This window comes from Achromobacter sp. 1011811831, assembly GCF_059760905.1.
This window is the reverse complement of record NZ_JCBANG010000060.1, coordinates 25,214-40,791: the sequence shown is the minus strand read 5'-3', so window position 1 is coordinate 40,791 and position 15,578 is coordinate 25,214. Positions and strand designations below refer to the sequence as shown.

Annotated in this window: 6 protein-coding genes and 1 pseudogene; 1 reads left to right on the top strand and 6 read right to left on the bottom strand. The window is 65.3% G+C overall.

Translation table 11 applies throughout. The annotated features are described in order from the left end of the window. Both AC6LJ9_RS20645 and AC6LJ9_RS20640 read right to left on the bottom strand, forming a co-directional pair. A partial coding sequence (locus tag AC6LJ9_RS20645) for an ESPR-type extended signal peptide-containing protein (protein ID WP_498149035.1) occupies window positions 1-1,593 on the bottom strand: 1,593 nt, incomplete at its 3' end. 171 nt (window positions 1,594-1,764) lie between these two features. After that, the gene (locus tag AC6LJ9_RS20640) at window positions 1,765-6,159 is read right to left on the bottom strand and encodes a YadA-like family protein (RefSeq protein ID WP_498149034.1); all 4,395 of its coding nucleotides are present in this window, start codon (window positions 6,157-6,159) and stop codon (window positions 1,765-1,767) included. Between the two features lie 394 nt (window positions 6,160-6,553). Here AC6LJ9_RS20640 and AC6LJ9_RS20635 point away from each other — a divergent pair. Beyond that, window positions 6,554-8,658 (top strand): annotated as a pseudogene (locus AC6LJ9_RS20635) (TonB-dependent receptor). 50 nt (window positions 8,659-8,708) lie between these two features. On the opposite strand, the gene AC6LJ9_RS20630 reads toward AC6LJ9_RS20635, so the two are convergent. The 4 genes from AC6LJ9_RS20630 to AC6LJ9_RS20615 form a co-directional block, all read right to left on the bottom strand. After that, window positions 8,709-9,341: a response regulator gene (locus AC6LJ9_RS20630; protein ID WP_498149033.1), complete on the bottom strand. Its 633-nt coding sequence runs from the start codon at window positions 9,339-9,341 to the stop codon at window positions 8,709-8,711. Window positions 9,342-9,367: 26 nt separating this feature from the next. Further along, window positions 9,368-12,586: a hybrid sensor histidine kinase/response regulator gene (locus tag AC6LJ9_RS20625; RefSeq protein ID WP_498149032.1), complete on the bottom strand. Its 3,219-nt coding sequence runs from the start codon at window positions 12,584-12,586 to the stop codon at window positions 9,368-9,370. 200 nt (window positions 12,587-12,786) lie between these two features. Next, on the bottom strand, window positions 12,787-13,974 hold the full coding sequence (locus AC6LJ9_RS20620; protein WP_498149031.1) for an EAL domain-containing protein: 1,188 nt from the start codon (window positions 13,972-13,974) through the stop codon (window positions 12,787-12,789). Window positions 13,975-14,491: 517 nt separating this feature from the next. Beyond that, a complete protein-coding gene (locus AC6LJ9_RS20615) occupies window positions 14,492-15,433 on the bottom strand; it encodes an AraC-like ligand-binding domain-containing protein (RefSeq protein WP_498149030.1) in 942 nt (313 codons plus the stop codon). Window positions 15,434-15,578: the final 145 nt, after the last annotated feature.

The following is a 15,578-nucleotide window of genomic DNA, read 5'->3' as shown; positions in this document are numbered from 1 at the left end:
AGTGTTGGCGGTGACGTTGGCGTTGGTCTGGAACAGCTGCGAGCCGTTGACCGCGTTCGTGCTGGTCGCGTTCAGCGCGCCGGCCGTCACACCCGTCACGGTGCGCGAGCCGGCGGTGCCCGCCATGCTGACGGAGGTGCCGGCGGTGGCGCCGGCCACGGTCACGGCGCCGGTGGCGGCGTCCTGGCGCACCAGGCCCGTCGTGCCGTTGACGATCTGCTGCTGCAGGTTGGTCAGGTTGGTCGTGGTCTGGCTGACCTGTCCGCCCAGGGTGGTCAGGCTGCCCTCGACGGTCGTCACGCGGTTGCCCACGCTGGTGATGGCCGTGCTGTTGTTGGCGATGTCGGTCCGGTTCTGCGCGATAGCGGCGGTGTTGGCCGTGACATTGGCGTTGGTCTGGAACAGCTGCGAGCCGTTGACCGCGTCCGCGCTGGTCGCGCTCAGGCCGCCGGCACGCACGCCGGTCACGGTGCGCGAGCCGGCGGTGCCGGCCATGCTGACCGAGGTGCCGGCGGTGGCGCTGGCCACGGTCACTGCGCCGGTGGTGGCGTCCTGGCGCACCAGGCCCGTCGTGCCATTGGCGATCTGCGCTTGCAACGTGGTGATGTTGCCCTCGGCGGTGCCCATGCGCGTGCCCAGGTTGGTGATGTTGCCCTCGGCCGTGGTCACGCGGTTGCCCACGCTGGTGATGGCCGTGCTGTTGTTGGCGATGTCGGTCCGGCTTTGCGCGATGGCGGTGGTGTTGGCCGTGACATTGGCGTTGGTCTGGAACAGCTGCGAGCCGTTGACGGCGTCGGCGCTGGTCGCGTTCAGCTCGCCGGCGCGCACGCCGGTCACCGTGCGCGCGCCGGCCGTGCCGGTCATATTGACCGTGGCGCCGCCGGTGGCGCTGGCGACCGTCACGTCGCCCGCCGCGCCGTTCTGGCGCACCAGGCCGATCGCGCCATTGCCGATCTGCGTTTGCAGGTTGGTCAGGTTGGTGGTGGTCTGCGTGACCTGCGCGCCCAGGTTGGTGACATTGCCTTCCGTGGCGGTTACGCGTCCGCCCAGGCCCGAGATGGCGGTCGTGTTCTGCGTGATGGAGGTCTGGGCGGCGGCCAGGCCGGTATTGGTGACGAATAGCTGGGAACCGTTGACCGCGTCCGTGCTGGCGGCGTTCAGGGCGCCGGCCGTCAGGCCGCTGATGCCATTGTTGGACATGTTGACCGGGCTCAGCATCACGATGCCGTTCGTTGCCCGCAGCTGCAGAGTCTGGTCGGCCATGCCGCGAACGAACACCGTCGAGGTGGGGACTCCGCCGCCGGTGGATGTGCCCAGGTTCTGCAGGCTGAACACCGGTTGCTGCGCGGTACATGTGATGCTGTTGTAGGTATCCGCCGCATAGGATTGACCGGAGGTGCCATTGCACAGCTGGAGAGACTGCGCGTTCGCGGCGGAGCCATAGGCGAGGCCGGCGCCGATCACGATCATGCCGCCGACGGCCAGCAGCGGTCCGTTGGCTCGGCCGCTTTTCCCGCGCGCTCGCGAGACTTCGGACACGGGAGTCCAGGATTGGGTGACGACGTTCCAAACCAGGCGGTAAATTCGATTCATGGCTGATCCATAAGAGGGTATTTAGCTATGCCGCCCCATCAAGCAATATCGAAACAGCCGAGCAAGGCATACGCGAAGAATTCATGGAGTGACTCCATGTGGGTAAAACTATAGGCAAGGCGGGTAGGGCGGAAAACCGTAGAAGTTCGAGAATTCGGCCCGCTCAGCCGTTCACCAGCGATAGCTGATGCCGATGCCCACGCCGATCTTGCCGTTCTGCTGGATGGAACCGGAGGCCTTGTAGGTCCAGGCGCCTGTCTCGGACATTTTCGACAGTCCGATCGCGGCGGCGGACTCGCCGCCGTAGGTGGCCGCGGCCATCGATACCATGCCCTTGCCCGGCAGGATGGCGCTGGGCAGGCCGGCCATGGCCATGGCCGAGGCAATGCCCCCGTTCAGGTCTGAGCGCAGCTGGCCGATCCTGCCGTCCGTGTAGGCATTGGCCTGTTGCACGGCCTGGCCGCCGGATTGACCGGAGAGCTCCAGCACCTGGCCCAGGTTCACCGCGTCGGTGGCCGAGGAGGCAGCCGCGACATGGGTGATCTGGCGTTCCTGCCCGGCGCTGCCGACCGATACGCTGTTGGCGCGATCCGCCACCGAATTCGAGCCCAACGCCACGCTGCCCGTCGCGCTGGCGCTGGCGTCGTTGCCCAGGGCCACGCCGCCCTGGCCGGTGACGCTGGCGCCCGAGCCGATGGCGTTGCCCTGGCTGCCCTGGGCCACGGTCGCGCGGCTGACAGCGCTGGCGTTGTCCGTGGAGATCGCCGCCGTATGGCGCGCCAGCTCCTGGCCGGCGCCGCGGATTTGCGTCATTTGCTGGTCCAGGACGGCGGTCTGCTCATCCTGCCGGATCACCGAGGCCGCCACGGCATCGACCGCCGTGGCATTGGCGGCCACGTTCGCATCGGTCCGGGCCAGTTGCGAGCCGTTGACCGCGTCCGAGCTGGTCGCGTTGACGGCGCCGGCCGCGACGCCGGACACGCTGCGGGAACCCTCTGTGCCGGCCATGCTGACCGAGGAGCCGGCGGTCGCGCCGGCCACGGTCACGGCGCCGGTGGCGGCGTCCTGGCGCACCAGGCCGGTCGTGCCGTTGATGATCTGCGTTTGCAGGTTGCTCAGGTTGGTCGTGGTCTGGGACAGTTGGCTGTCACGGCTCGCAAGGTCTGCCTCGACCACCGTCACGCGGTCGCCCACGCCGGTGATGGCCGTGCCGTTGTTGGCGATATCGGTCCGGTCCTGCGCGATGGCGGCGGTGTTGGCGGCGACGCCCGCGTCGGTCTGGAACAGTTGTGAGCCGTTGGCCATGTCCGAGCTCGTTGCATTCAGTGCGGCGGCCGTGACGCCGGTCACGGTGCGCGAGCCGGCGGTGCCGGCCATGCTGACCGAGGAGCCGGCGGTGGCGCCGGCGACAGTCACGGCGCCGGTGGCGGCGTCCTGGCGCACCAGGCCCGTCGCGCCGTTGGTGATCTGGGTTTGCAGCGTGGTCAGATCGCCCGCGACCGTCGTCACCCGGTTATCCACGTTGTTGATGGCGGCCGTGTTGCCGGCGATGTCGGTGCGGTCCTGGTCGATGGCATTGGTGTTGGCTGTGACGTTGGCGTTGGTCTGGAACAGCTGGGCCCCGTTGACCGCGTCCGTGCTGGTCGCGCTCAGGCTGCCCGCCGTGACGCCCGTCACGGTGCGCGAGCCGGCCGTTCCGGCCATGCTGACCGAGGTGCCGGCGGTGGCGCCGGCCACGGTCACGGCGCCGGTGGTGGCGTCCTGGCGCACCAGGCCGGTCGTGCCGTTGATGATCTGCGCTTGCAGATTGGTCAGATTGGTCGTGGTCTGGCTGACTTGTCCGCCCAAGGTCGACAGGTTGCCCTCGACGGTCGTCACGCGGTCGCCCACGCTGGTGATGGCCGTGTTGTTGTTGGCGATGTCGGTCCGGTTCTGCGCGATGGCGGCGGTGTTGGCGGCGACGTTCGCATTGGTCTGGGACAGTTGTGCGCCGTTGACCGCATCCGTGCTGGCCGCGCTCAGGCCGCCAGCCGTGACACCCGTCACGGTGCGGGAACCGGCCGTTCCGGCCATGCTGACCGACGAGCCGCCCGTGGCGCCGGCCACGGTCACGGCGCCGGTGGTGGCGTCCTGGCGCACCAGGCCCGTCGTGCCATTGGTGATCTGCGTTTGCAGGCTGGACAGATTGCCTTCGACGGTGGTGACGCGATTGGTGACGTTGTTGATGGCCGTCGTGTTGCCGGCGATATCGGTCCGGTTCTGGGCGATGGCGGCGGTGTTGGCGGTGACATTGGCGTTGGTCTGGAACAGCTGCGAGCCGTTGACGGCATCCGTGCTGGCCGCGCTCAGGCCACCGGCCGTCACCCCCGTCACGGTGCGGGAACCGGCGGTGCCGGCCATGCTGACCGACGTGCCGCCCGTGGCACCGGCCACAGTCACGGCGCCGGTGGCAACGTCCTGGCGCACCAGGCCCGCCGTGCCGTTGACGATCTGCGTTTGCAGGTTGGTCAGGTTGGTCGTGGTCTGGCTGATTTGTCCGCCCAGGGTGGACAGGCCGCCTTCCACGGTCGTGACGCGGTCGCCCACGCTGGTGATGGCCGTGCCGTTGTTGGCGATGTCGGTCCGGTTCTGCGCGATGGCGGCGGTGTTGGCGGTGACGTTGGCGTTGGTCTGGAACAGCTGCGAGCCGTTGACCGCGTTCGTGCTGGTCGCGTTCAGCGCGCCGGCCGTCACCCCCGTCATGGTCCGCGATTCGGCGGTGCCCGCCATGTTGACGGAGGTGCCGCCGGTGGCGCCGGCCACGGTCACCGCGCCGGTGGTGGCGTCCTGGCGCACCAGGCCCGTCGTGCCGTTGGTGATCTGCGTTTGCAGGCTGGACAGGCTGCCCTCGACGGTGGTCACGCGATTGGTGACGTTGTTGATGGCCGTCGTGTTGCCGGCGATATCGGTCCGGTTCTGCGCGATGGCGGCAGTGTTGGCGGTGACGTTGGCGTTGGTCTGGAACAGCTGCGAGCCGTTGACCGCGTTCGTGCTGGTCGCGTTCAGCGCGCCGGCCGTCACACCCGTCACGGTGCGCGAGCCGGCGGTGCCCGCCATGTTGACGGAGGTGCCGGCGGTGGCGCCGGCCACGGTCACGGCGCCGGTGGCGGCGTCCTGGCGCACCAGGCCCGTCGTGCCATTGACGATCTGCTGCTGCAGGTTGGTCAGATTGGTCGTGGTCTGGTTGACTTGTCCGCCCAGGGTGGTCAGGCTGCCCTCGACGGTCGTCACGCGGTTGCCCACGCTGGTGATGGCCGTGCTGTTGTTGGCGATGTCGGTCCGGTTCTGCGCGATGGCGGCGGTGTTGGCCGTGACGTTGGCGTTGGTCTGGAACAGTTGCGAGCCATTGACCGCGTCCGAGCTGGTCGCGCTCAGGCCGCCGGCGCGCACGCCGGTCACCGTGCGGGAACCGGCGGCGCCAGCCATGCTGACCGAGGTGCCGCCGGTGGCGTTGGCCACGGTCACGGCGCCGGTGGCGGCATCCTGGCGCACCAGGCCCGTCGTGCCATTGGCGATCTGCGCCTGCAACGTGGTGATGTTGCCCTCGGTGGTGCCCATGCGCGTGCCCAGGTTGGTGATGTTGCCCTCGGTCGTGGTCACGCGGTTGCCCACGCTGGTGATGGCCGTGCTGTTGTTGGCGATGTCGGTCCGGCTTTGCGCGATGGCGGTGGTGTTGGCCGTGACATTGGCGTTGGTCTGGAACAGCTGTGAGCCGTTGACGGCGTCCGCACTGGTCGCGTTCAGCGCGCCGGCGCGCACGCCGGTCACCGTGCGCGCGCCGGCCGTGCCGGTCATGTTGACCGTGGCGCCGCCTGTGGCGCTGGCGACCGTCACGTCGCCCGCCGCGCCGTTCTGGCGCACCAGGCCGATCGCGCCATTGCCGATCTGCGTTTGCAGGTTGGTCAGGTTGGTGGTGGTCTGCGTGACCTGGGCGCCCAGGGTGGTGACAGTGCCTTCCGTGGCGGTTACGCGTCCGCCCAGGCCCGAGATGGCGGTCGTGTTCTGCGTGATGGAGGTCTGGGCGGCGGCCAGGCCGGTATTGGTGACGAACAGCTGCGAACCGTTGACCGCGTCCGTGCTGGCGGCGTTCAGGGCGCCAGCCGTCAGGCCGCTGATGCCGTTGTTGGACATGTTGACCGGGCTCAGCATCACGATGCCGTTCTGTGCCTGTAGCCGCAGAAACTGGTCGCCCAGGCTGCGCACGAATACGGTCGACGTAAAAAGACCGCCTGCAGCAGAGCCACTGCCCCGGTTTTGCAGGTTGAATGCGTCTGGGGTGGCGCTACAGCCGAGCCCTTGCAGTCTGTCGTATCCATAGACCATGCCGCCTCCGCCAGAGCACATCTCAAACGACTGCGCGCTGGCCGTGGGACTCTGGAACAGTCCTGTGCCGGTCAGCGCCATCACGACCGCCACGAGCCGTCCCTTGTGGGGACGGCCGCCGTTGCCGCGCGAGCGGGTGAGTTCGGAAACAGGGGTCCAGGATTGGGTGACGGCGTTCCAAACCAGGCGGTAGATTCGGTTCATTTTTAGCCACAAGAAAGAGTTTGGCGGGACGGCGCGCCTCCGTGGAGGTATCGGCTTGGCCGGGTAGGCCAAGGCGCCGGTGTGTTTCCGCGCGTTTCGTGTGGTTGAAACTATAAGTAGCGCTACTTCCAGGGAAAATCGTCGAAATCCGAGAAAGGGCAGGGCGACCGCAAGCAGGCGTCAAGGCTGCGGATGCTTTGCGGAGCGCCAGCGGCGAGGTGGGCGTGCAAGCGCCATCCGCACAACCCAGCTGAAAAGAATCTGAATGCATCGGTTGTCTAACATATCGTCGTTTCATGGCAACGTAATAAGAAAGGTAGTGCGACTTATTATCGTTACTACGAGAATGGCGAATCGTTCCATTTCAAACGACTTCGACTCGATCCCGCAGGCCATGCTCGTCATCCGTCCCCTTTCTTCCGCCTTGCTTGTCCTGGGCCCGCTAGCCTCCGTGGCCGTCCATGCCCAGAGCGATGCGCCCATCGCCACCTTGCCCGCCATCGGCGTCGTCGGCAGCGACGACGCCGGACAAAGCTACAACCCGCCCGCGTCCGCCAGCGCCACCAAGATCGACGCGCCGCTGCGCGACATTCCGCAAACGGTGAACGTGGTGCCGGCGCAGGTGCTGCGCGACCAGCACGCCATGTCGGTGCAGGACGCGCTCAAGAACGTGCCAGGCGTCAGCTTCTCGACCGGAGACGGCCAGCGCGACCAAGTCTCGATCCGGGGTTTCACCGCCATCGCCGACCAGTTCGTCGACGGTTTCCGCGATGACGCGCTGTACTTCCGCGACCTGTCCAACGTCGAGCGCATCGACGTCATCAAGGGCCCGGCGGCGGTGCTGTATGGCCGTGGCTCGTCCGGCGGCCTGATCAACCGCGTGACCAAGCGGCCGGGAGAGGACATCTCGCAGCTCGGCCTGAGCTACGGATCCTGGAACGACCACCGGCTCGACGTCGACCTGGGCCGCACCAGTGAAAGCGGGTCCATGGCCTGGCGCCTGACCGGCGCGGTGGAGAAGGGCGACAGCTATCGCGACAAGCAGTTCATCGACCGCAACGCGATCGCGCCGTCCGCTCAGTTCAGTCTGGGCGAGCACACCACGCTGCTGCTGCAGACGGAATTCCTGGAAGACCGCCGCCTGACCGACTTCGGCATTCCCGCCTACCATGGCCGTCCAGTGCGGGTGGACCCGTCCACCTACTACGGCGCCGCGAACGCCCGCGACACCGACTACACCCAGACGCGGATGCAGTCATATGCCGCCACGCTGACGCATCGCTTCAACGACAACTGGTCACTGCGCAACGCCACGCGCTATTACCACTACACGCTCAACCGCAACAACACGCTGCCCGGCTCGGTCAACGAGGCCGCCGGGACCGTGGCGCTGACGCACGGCAACGTGCGGCGCGAGGAGCATGGCTGGACCAACCAGACCGAACTGATGCAGCGCGAGCAGTGGGGCCCGGTGCGCCACGACCTGCTCTATGGCGTGGAACTGAGCCAGCAGAACAAGGATCTGGTGAATTGGTCGGCGGCCAACGTCGCGGTGGTCAACCTGTTCGATCCGCGCCTGCCGGTCTTGCAGCGCCAGGTGACTGGCGCGCCAGGTTCGGACAACCTGGGCCGCTTCAACACCCTGGGCCTGTATGTGCAGGACCTGATGTCGCTGGGCGAGCACTGGAAAGTGCTGGCCGGCGTGCGTCACGACCGCTACGAGCAGAAGACCGAGGATCGTCGTGGCGGCCGGAACCTGTCGCGCACCGACTCCAATTTCAGTCCGCGCCTGGGCCTGGTGTTCCAGCCCGACGGCATGCAGTCGTACTACGTGTCGTGGAGCCGTTCCTACCAGCCTTCGGGCGAAGCCTTCGCGCTGGCGGCCAACAACGTCGACCTGGCGCCGGAGCAGACCACCAATTATGAAGTCGGCGCCAAGTACGACTTCCTGGATGGCAAGCTCTCGACCACCGTGTCCGTGTTCCGCCTGGAACGCACCGACATCAAGGTCACCAATCCGGTGACCAACACGCTGGTGCCGGTGGGCACGCAGCGCACCGACGGCGCCGAGTGGACCCTGTCGGGCGACTTGTCCCACGGCTGGCGCGCGATGCTGGGCTACGCCTATCTGGATGCGCGCGTGACGCAGTCGGTCGCGCGCGACGCCGGCAGGGACGTGCAAGGCAAGCGCGCCACGCTGACGCCGCGCCATGCCGGCAATGTCTGGATCACCAAGGACCTGGGCGAGGGCTTCGGGGTCGGCGCCGGCCTGAACCTGGTGGGCGCGCGCTACGCCAACCCGGGCAATACGGTCAAGCTGCCGGGCTACGTCACGGCGGACGCCGCCGCATGGTGGCGGCAGGGGCCGTATGCGGTGCAGTTGAACGTCTACAACCTGTTCGACGCCGGCTACATCGTGTCGGCGCACGGCACGAGTCCAATCTGAACATGCCCGGCGCGCCGCGCAATGCGATGCTGAGCCTGCAGTACCGCATGTAGGGCGAGCGGGTCTGGCAGGGCGGCCTGGCGTCCCGAGCCGCCGCGTCCGCTCAGGAGGTGAACAGTCCATGATGCACGCAAAACATGATCAGCTCGTGATCGTTTTCCGTGCCGAGCTTGCGCATGGCCGCGACCTTGTGCGAGCTCACCGTGGAAATGCCGCGATTGAGCTGGGCCGCGATTTCGCTGACGCTCATGCCGGAGAACAGATAGCGCAGTATTTCCATCTCCTTGCGGGTGAGCTGGGCCACGCGGTCGTCCACGGGTTCACTGCGGTCAAGATGTGGCTGCTTGCTGCGCGGGCGCTGCTTGTGCAGCAGGATGGACCTGATCGATTTCGTGAGCTCGGGCAAGTCGTCGCTCTTCAACAGCACGCCCGCCACGCCCAGGCTGTACAGGCTCGAGGCGATCGAGGCCGACGAGATCATGGTCAGCACCACGACCTTCACGCTGGAATGGTTGTTGCGGATATAACTCACCAGCTTGATGCCATCCCCGTGGCGCGTCGGTCCCGGCATGTTGTAGTCCGTGATCACGGCGTGGGGCTGAAATTCGACGATCGCCTCGATCAGGGCGTCGGGCGTGCGTGCTTGCGCGACCACGTCGAAATCGGAGTACTGCGACAACATGTGCTTCAACCCCGCCGTGACCAGGGGATGATCATCGGCCAGAACGATACGCATTTTTTCCAACATGGTGTTCCCTTGGTTCATTGTGAGTGGCTGGCGGCGATGACCTGCTTCACCGCCTGGATCTTGTCTTCCAGGGCATCGCAGAATCGGCCCAGCCCGGAAATGAACGTGGGCGGTGCGTCTTCCGAGGCAAGCAGTGCTTCCAGCATGCTGCATTCACTTGCAAGACGCTTGACGCCAGCCATCGTCAGCCCGCCGCGGACCCTGTGCAGCACGGGGCCCATGGCCTGGAACTCGCCATCATCGAGCGCGCGGCGCAACAGTTCCAGGTCGGAGGACATGGATGTCACGAAGACATCGCGGATGAAATCGGGCACATCCTCGCCATCCGACTGGTCCAGGAGTTCGGACTCCAGCCTGATCGCCGGCTCGTCCCTGCCTGCCGAGGAGCAGACTTTCACCAGGCAGACCTTGAGGGAATCCGAGGACACCGGCTTTATCAGCCAGGCGTCGATGAGCCCCTCGGATACATCCGGCTCAATCTCGGACATGGCGTTCGCGGTGACGCAGACCACCGGCCGTTTCATGCCCTGCTCGCGCAGTTGCCGCACCATGTCACGCCCGCTCATTTCCGGCATGTTGGCATCGGTGAGCAGAATGTCATAGACGTCATCGGACCAGATCGTGAGCGCGCGCAGGGGGCTGCCGCAAAGCGTGACTTCGCAACCCAGGGATTCCAGCTGCCACCGCAGGACCTCCTGGTTGAGCGCGCTGTCCTCCACCACGAGCACGCGCAGCCCCAGCCGTCCCAGGGCTTGTTGCGTCGCCACGGATCCGCGCGGCTCGGGGAGGGCGGTGCTGGCGGGCTGCCGTTCAGCGGCGAATTGCACCGCCAGCAGCAGCGAACGCACCGCGAGGCAGCTTATCTGCCAGCCCTGTTGCACGGGATTGGGCTGCAGGGGGCCGATCTGGGTGCAGAACACCTGCCGCGCGTGCCCGGGAATGGGACTCATCTGTTCCGGCAGGACCTGCACCAGCACGGCCTGGGCCTCCATCGGCGTGGACTGACCGCCGAGCAGCTCGCAGTCCGCGCCCCATTTCGTCAGCCAGCTGCGATAGTGATCCCGCAGCTCCTGCGTGGGCGCCCGCAGGTATACCTTCACGCCGCGCAATGCATCATCGGTCGATTCGTGGTCTTGCGCCGGCGCCGCTGGCTGCGCCAGGGGCACGTCAAGCAGGAACGTGCTGCCGACATTGCGCTGGCTGAGCGCCTGGATCCGCCCATTCATCATGGTGGCCAGCTTGTGGCAAATTGCCAGGCCGAGTCCGGTGCCGCCGCTGTTCAGCCTGGCCGAGCGCGCCTGATAGAACGGCTCGAAAACGTGAACGAGTTCTGACTCCGACATGCCCACGCCGGTATCGGAGACGCGCCATTGCAGGCGAGGAGGACCGGCCTGTACAAGCTCAACGGTCAAGGCCACGGTGACGCGCCCGATCTCGGTGAACTTGATGGCATTGCTTATCAGGTTGCTGAGGATCTGGCGCAATCTGCCCGCATCGCCCGTCAGCGTCATGGGCACGGCCGTGTCGATGGTGCTATGCAGGAATATGCCTTTCGCGGCGGCCTTGGCTCCGAAGACCTGCAGGACGCTTTCGGTCAGCTCGATGGGGGAGAAGGGCTCCGAGTGCAATGTGAGCCCGCCCGCCTCGATCTTCGACATGTCCAATACGTCGCCGATGACGTTCATCAACTGATCCGAGGAGGACTGGATGGTGCGGATGAAGCCGTGCTGCACGGAGGAAAGCGGGGTGGAGGCCAGCAGTTCCAGCATGCCGAGCACGCCGTATAGCGGTGTGCGGATTTCATGGCTCATGGTGGCCAGGAACTCGGACTTGGCGGCATTCGATTCATCCGCCGCCTGCCTGGCGAGCTCCAGCGTTTCCTTGGCCTGCTGATCCTCGCTTACATCGCGGAAGGTGCACAGCAGGGCATCCTGATTCTCATATCGGGTCAACAGGAACTTGCCGATCAGGTGCCGGGGGCCCAGCGTCAATCGCTGCTCCAGGCTCGATGCTTCACCCCAATGGAGCGCGGCGGTCCACTGCGCCACGGTTTCACGCATCCGCTCGGCATCGTCGAACCATTCCGACGCGAGTTCGTTGGCCCGAAGAATCCGGCCATCGGACCGCCCGCATACGACAATCGCCAGCTGCGACGCATCGATGACCTGGCGCCCGAATATATCGCTTTCCTCGATACGCTTGAGTTGCCGCTGGGCGGGCTCGTAGAAGCGCTGTACATACCATTTGGCGATCAGCAACGTCACCATGCTGCAGACGAATATCAGCAGCCCGACGCCCAATAGCTCGGGGCCGAAGGATCGTATGTAGTCGCCATAGGGGGTGAAGTAGCGCGCCGAAATGCCAGCCCGGCCATCGATGCGATAGATGAGTCCGGCGCCGGCCATATTCCAGCCAGGACGCGCCTGCTCCGTTAGCAGGGGTTCGGGGCTGATCGGCCGTCCTTCGTTGTCAAATAGTTCAACGGTTGACGTGCTCGTTGCGCCCATCAACCCCCGCATGCCGGCATAGCTTCGGGACAAGGATTCCGCCGTGTCAAAGTAAGACACGGCCACCCACTCCCGATTCATAGACGCGGCGAGGGCGCTTCTGGCCGTGGGCCGGATGAGCCGATAGGCAAGCACGGCGGTCTGTCCGGCGCCCAGCTTGACCGCGGTCAGCCGTAGCGCTTCGGTGGCGCTCTTCAAATGCGCCGCTGTGCCGTCGAGTATGGCTTGCCGGTTCTGGCAGGATGTGACCGCGTTCGATGAGGCGCGCGGCGATTCGTCTTCGCACGGGGTGCTGATGGATACCTGGCCATCCCTGGACATGACAATCAGGGGAAACAGGCTGCTTGATGGCATCTGCGACAGGCTGCTGTAGAGCTGCTGCGATATCGACACGCCAAGGGCCGCCGCATCGAGCCGGTCCGCCCGGAGCGTTGTGGGTAGCTCCAGCTCCAGCCGCGTGTGGAACACGGAATCGTAGACGCTGTATCTTTCCGTATCGGGCAATGATGACTGGCCGGCGGCGGGCGTCACGAGCAGATGCCGCCGCGCCTCGCGGAAGTAGTCCTGGTCGCCGCTGGCCGATAGCTGGCCCATGGCGGTCTGTAGCGCCTGATAGTCCATCTCCACGTGCTCGAGATGGTGCCGCAGGCGTTGCTGGGAGATATAGATTTCACGCTCCACCGCAACGTAGGCGAACGATGCGGTCAGCGCCAGCAGTAATGCCACAATCAGAGCGGTTGCTTGAATCTGTCTAGCGGATAGCACAGGCATAGGGGCTCGAACCACTCGCGTCTCGTTGGGCTGCGAGGTACACGGAGGGTGTACGTCACCCTCAATGTTGAAATGGCGAGCAATAAAGAGCAATAAAAATTGGCAGTCGTGTCGGTTTATTAACCGTGTTTATTAATTTTCTTAATTTATTTTTATCAATCGATAGCTGGGCTTGCGCCCGATGTGTGCTGCTGCCTCAACATGTGCAGCAGGATTGCCCGATTCATGGCGCCGGAGATGTAAAAACCTTGCACGGCGTCGCAACCCAACCGGCGCAGGAACTCGTACTGGCCGGCGGTTTCAACGCCTTCCGCGACGACGGTCAGGCCCATGCGGCTGCCCATCATGATGGCGCTCTCGACCACTGCCTGGCTTTGCTCGTCCTCGACTAGCCGCTCGATGAATTCCCGGTCGATTTTCAACTCCGTGAACGGCGTGGTCGTCAGGTTGTGCATGGAGCTGTATCCCTGGCCGAAATCATCCTGGGCCAGCCCGAAACCCATCATGCGCAATCTGCACGCGCCGGCATAGTAGTCACTGGGAAGGCTGGTGGTGCTGTTTTCCGTCAGTTCGAACGTGATGCTTGATGGGTCCGCGCCGCCTTCCTGGACCATGCGGAGCAGGCAATCGGGCAAGCGGCGGTCATCAAGCAGGCGCGACGGAAGGTTGATGGATACATTGAGCGGGTAGCCGGCCGCTTTCCAGGCAGCCTGAGCCTGCAGCGTCTGTTCCAGGACATGCAGCGTCAGCGCCTTTTCCAGGCCATGCATCACCATCGCCGGGAGAAAGCTCGCGGGCAAAAGCACCGTGTCATCGGGGGTTACCCAGCGCACCAGCGCCTCCGCGCCCGTTATGGCGCCCCGGTCGATGGCCTGCTTGGGCTGATACCACACCTGGATCTCGCCGTTCTTCATGGCCTCGAGCATGCGCTGCTTGTCATTCGCGCGAGGCGACGCGCTGGGGAGGGAACGCGATGCCGAGGACTCCCGCAGGCGGTTCATCAGCGTTCGGATCTCATCGGCGCTGACCGGCTTGCAGAACTGTCCAACCACGTCGATGGCCAGCAGCTTGGCCAGCAAATAAACCGTTCTCACCAATTGCTTCGGAGAGGCGCTCATCAGTGCGAGGCCAGGGCGCTTTGGCAGGTCCGCCATCCCCTGGATCACGCGAATCCCGTCTCCGGCGGGCATGCGCAGATCGGTCATCACCAGGTCGAACTCCTGCGTACGGATCAGGTTCAGTGCCTCGAGGCTGTTGTCTGCGGTTTCCACATGGGCGACGCCTTCCTCGCGCATCAGCTCGGAAATGTAATCACGTTGTGGGCGATCGCCGTCAACGATCAAGATTCTTGGGGACACGGTTGCCACCTGCACGTCATAAGGTCGGATAGGGGTCTGGCACATTCTCTCGGGATACGTCCAGATGAGTTGTGCATACAGGGAAGCGTCGTAGTCTACGTACGGCCTGAGGCATATTCAGTCGGAGAACTTCGATTTTTCCCCTGTCCAGCCAGGACGCAGGCGAGGCGATCGTGGTCTTTTCAGTTGTTGACATTGCGTGCCGGCCGCAGGGCGAATGCCGTCGACGCGAGTCCGCTGGACAGGCGTGCGATTCGCCGGGCACCGGCGGAGGGAGGCGCTACGGGGAACAGGGACGGCAGCGATTGCCTGGCGGTTCGCGCAGGCGCTGTCGCGCAGATCGACGCGCAGCGCCTTCCCGGGCTGACGTGGCTTTCGGTCCCGCCGCAAGCGCTGCCGGCGTTCGAGGCGCTTCCGTACGCTTGAAGTTTGCAGGGGACAGGCGTGCAGGCCGTTGGCGCTGCCCGGGTTCGGCCTGCGCCGGTTGCCTCGTGGTCGCGGCCTAGCTGCGTCTCGCCTCGCTGGGCCGCATGCCGAACCTGGCCTTGAACGCATTGCTGAAATGCGAAGAGCTGCTAAAGCCCAGCGAGTAGGCGATGTCCGTGATCGATCGGTGCATTTCCTGCGGCGAGCGGATCAGGTCATGGCACTTCTGCAGCCGCCGGCTCCAGATCCATTCCGCCGGCGATTCGCCTTCCTGGCGGAACAGATGATGCAGCAGGCGCACCGAGATGTTGTGATGCCGGGCGATGGCTTCGAGCGACAGTTCAGGGTCGGACAGATGCTGTTCGATCCAGGACTGGATCAGGCTCAGCCGCGCCAGCCGATGCGGGTCGCCATCCGTGTCCGGACCCGGGTCGCGGTCCAGCACCAGGGCGACGATGTTGAGCAGTTCGGCGCCCAGCCGGGCCTTGTCGGCATGCGTGATGGCGCGGCTTTCCGCCGCCAGGTTGACGCATAGCTGCGCGGCCAGCTTGCCGACGCCGCTGCCGATGCCGACGTTGCCCGCGATGGGGAAATCCTGGCGCGCCATGCGGTTTCTCAGGCTTTCACGCGGGATTTCAAGATAGAGCGCGCGGATGTCGGCCAGGCATTGCAGGTCGTAGGGCTCGCCGGAATAGAACATCGCGGCGACCGCCTGGTTCGACGGCAGTTCGTGCCTGCCCTGGACGAGCTGGGCATGGCCCTTCTGCAGGATCTGCAGGTAGTAGCAGTCCTTGTCGAGCTGGGCCAGATGCTGCCTGCGTCGCCGGATCACATGTTGCGACAGCCGGATGTCGGTGATCGATACAGGACCGAAATCATCCTTGCTCAGGCTGCCCTGGTAGTCGTTGGTGCCCGGCAGTTCCGCATCCAGCGCAATGTAGGCGCTGCACAGCGCCGTCTGCCATAACTCGCACCGTTGCGGCAGCGCATGCTGCCGGGCATCGAAAACCAACTGCATATGTCTCTCCTGGAGGATGTCTTTGCAGCCTGGCGCAAGTCGCTTGCGCGCTGATGCAAGACGCGGCTCTGGGGCCAGCGATACGCTCCCGTCTCCTATATGGATTTTATTCCACATGTCTTGAGCGCAATCAAGATTGATGATC

Bases quoted from the DNA above. Each gene is read 5' to 3' on its own strand.
- AC6LJ9_RS20640 (WP_498149034.1), bottom strand. From the start codon at position 6,159: ATGAACCGAATCTACCGCCTGGTTTGGAACGCCGTCACCCAATCCTGG.
- AC6LJ9_RS20630 (WP_498149033.1), bottom strand. From the start codon at position 9,341: ATGCGTATCGTTCTGGCCGATGATCATCCCCTGGTCACGGCGGGGTTG.
- AC6LJ9_RS20615 (WP_498149030.1), bottom strand. From the start codon at position 15,433: ATGCAGTTGGTTTTCGATGCCCGGCAGCATGCGCTGCCGCAACGGTGC.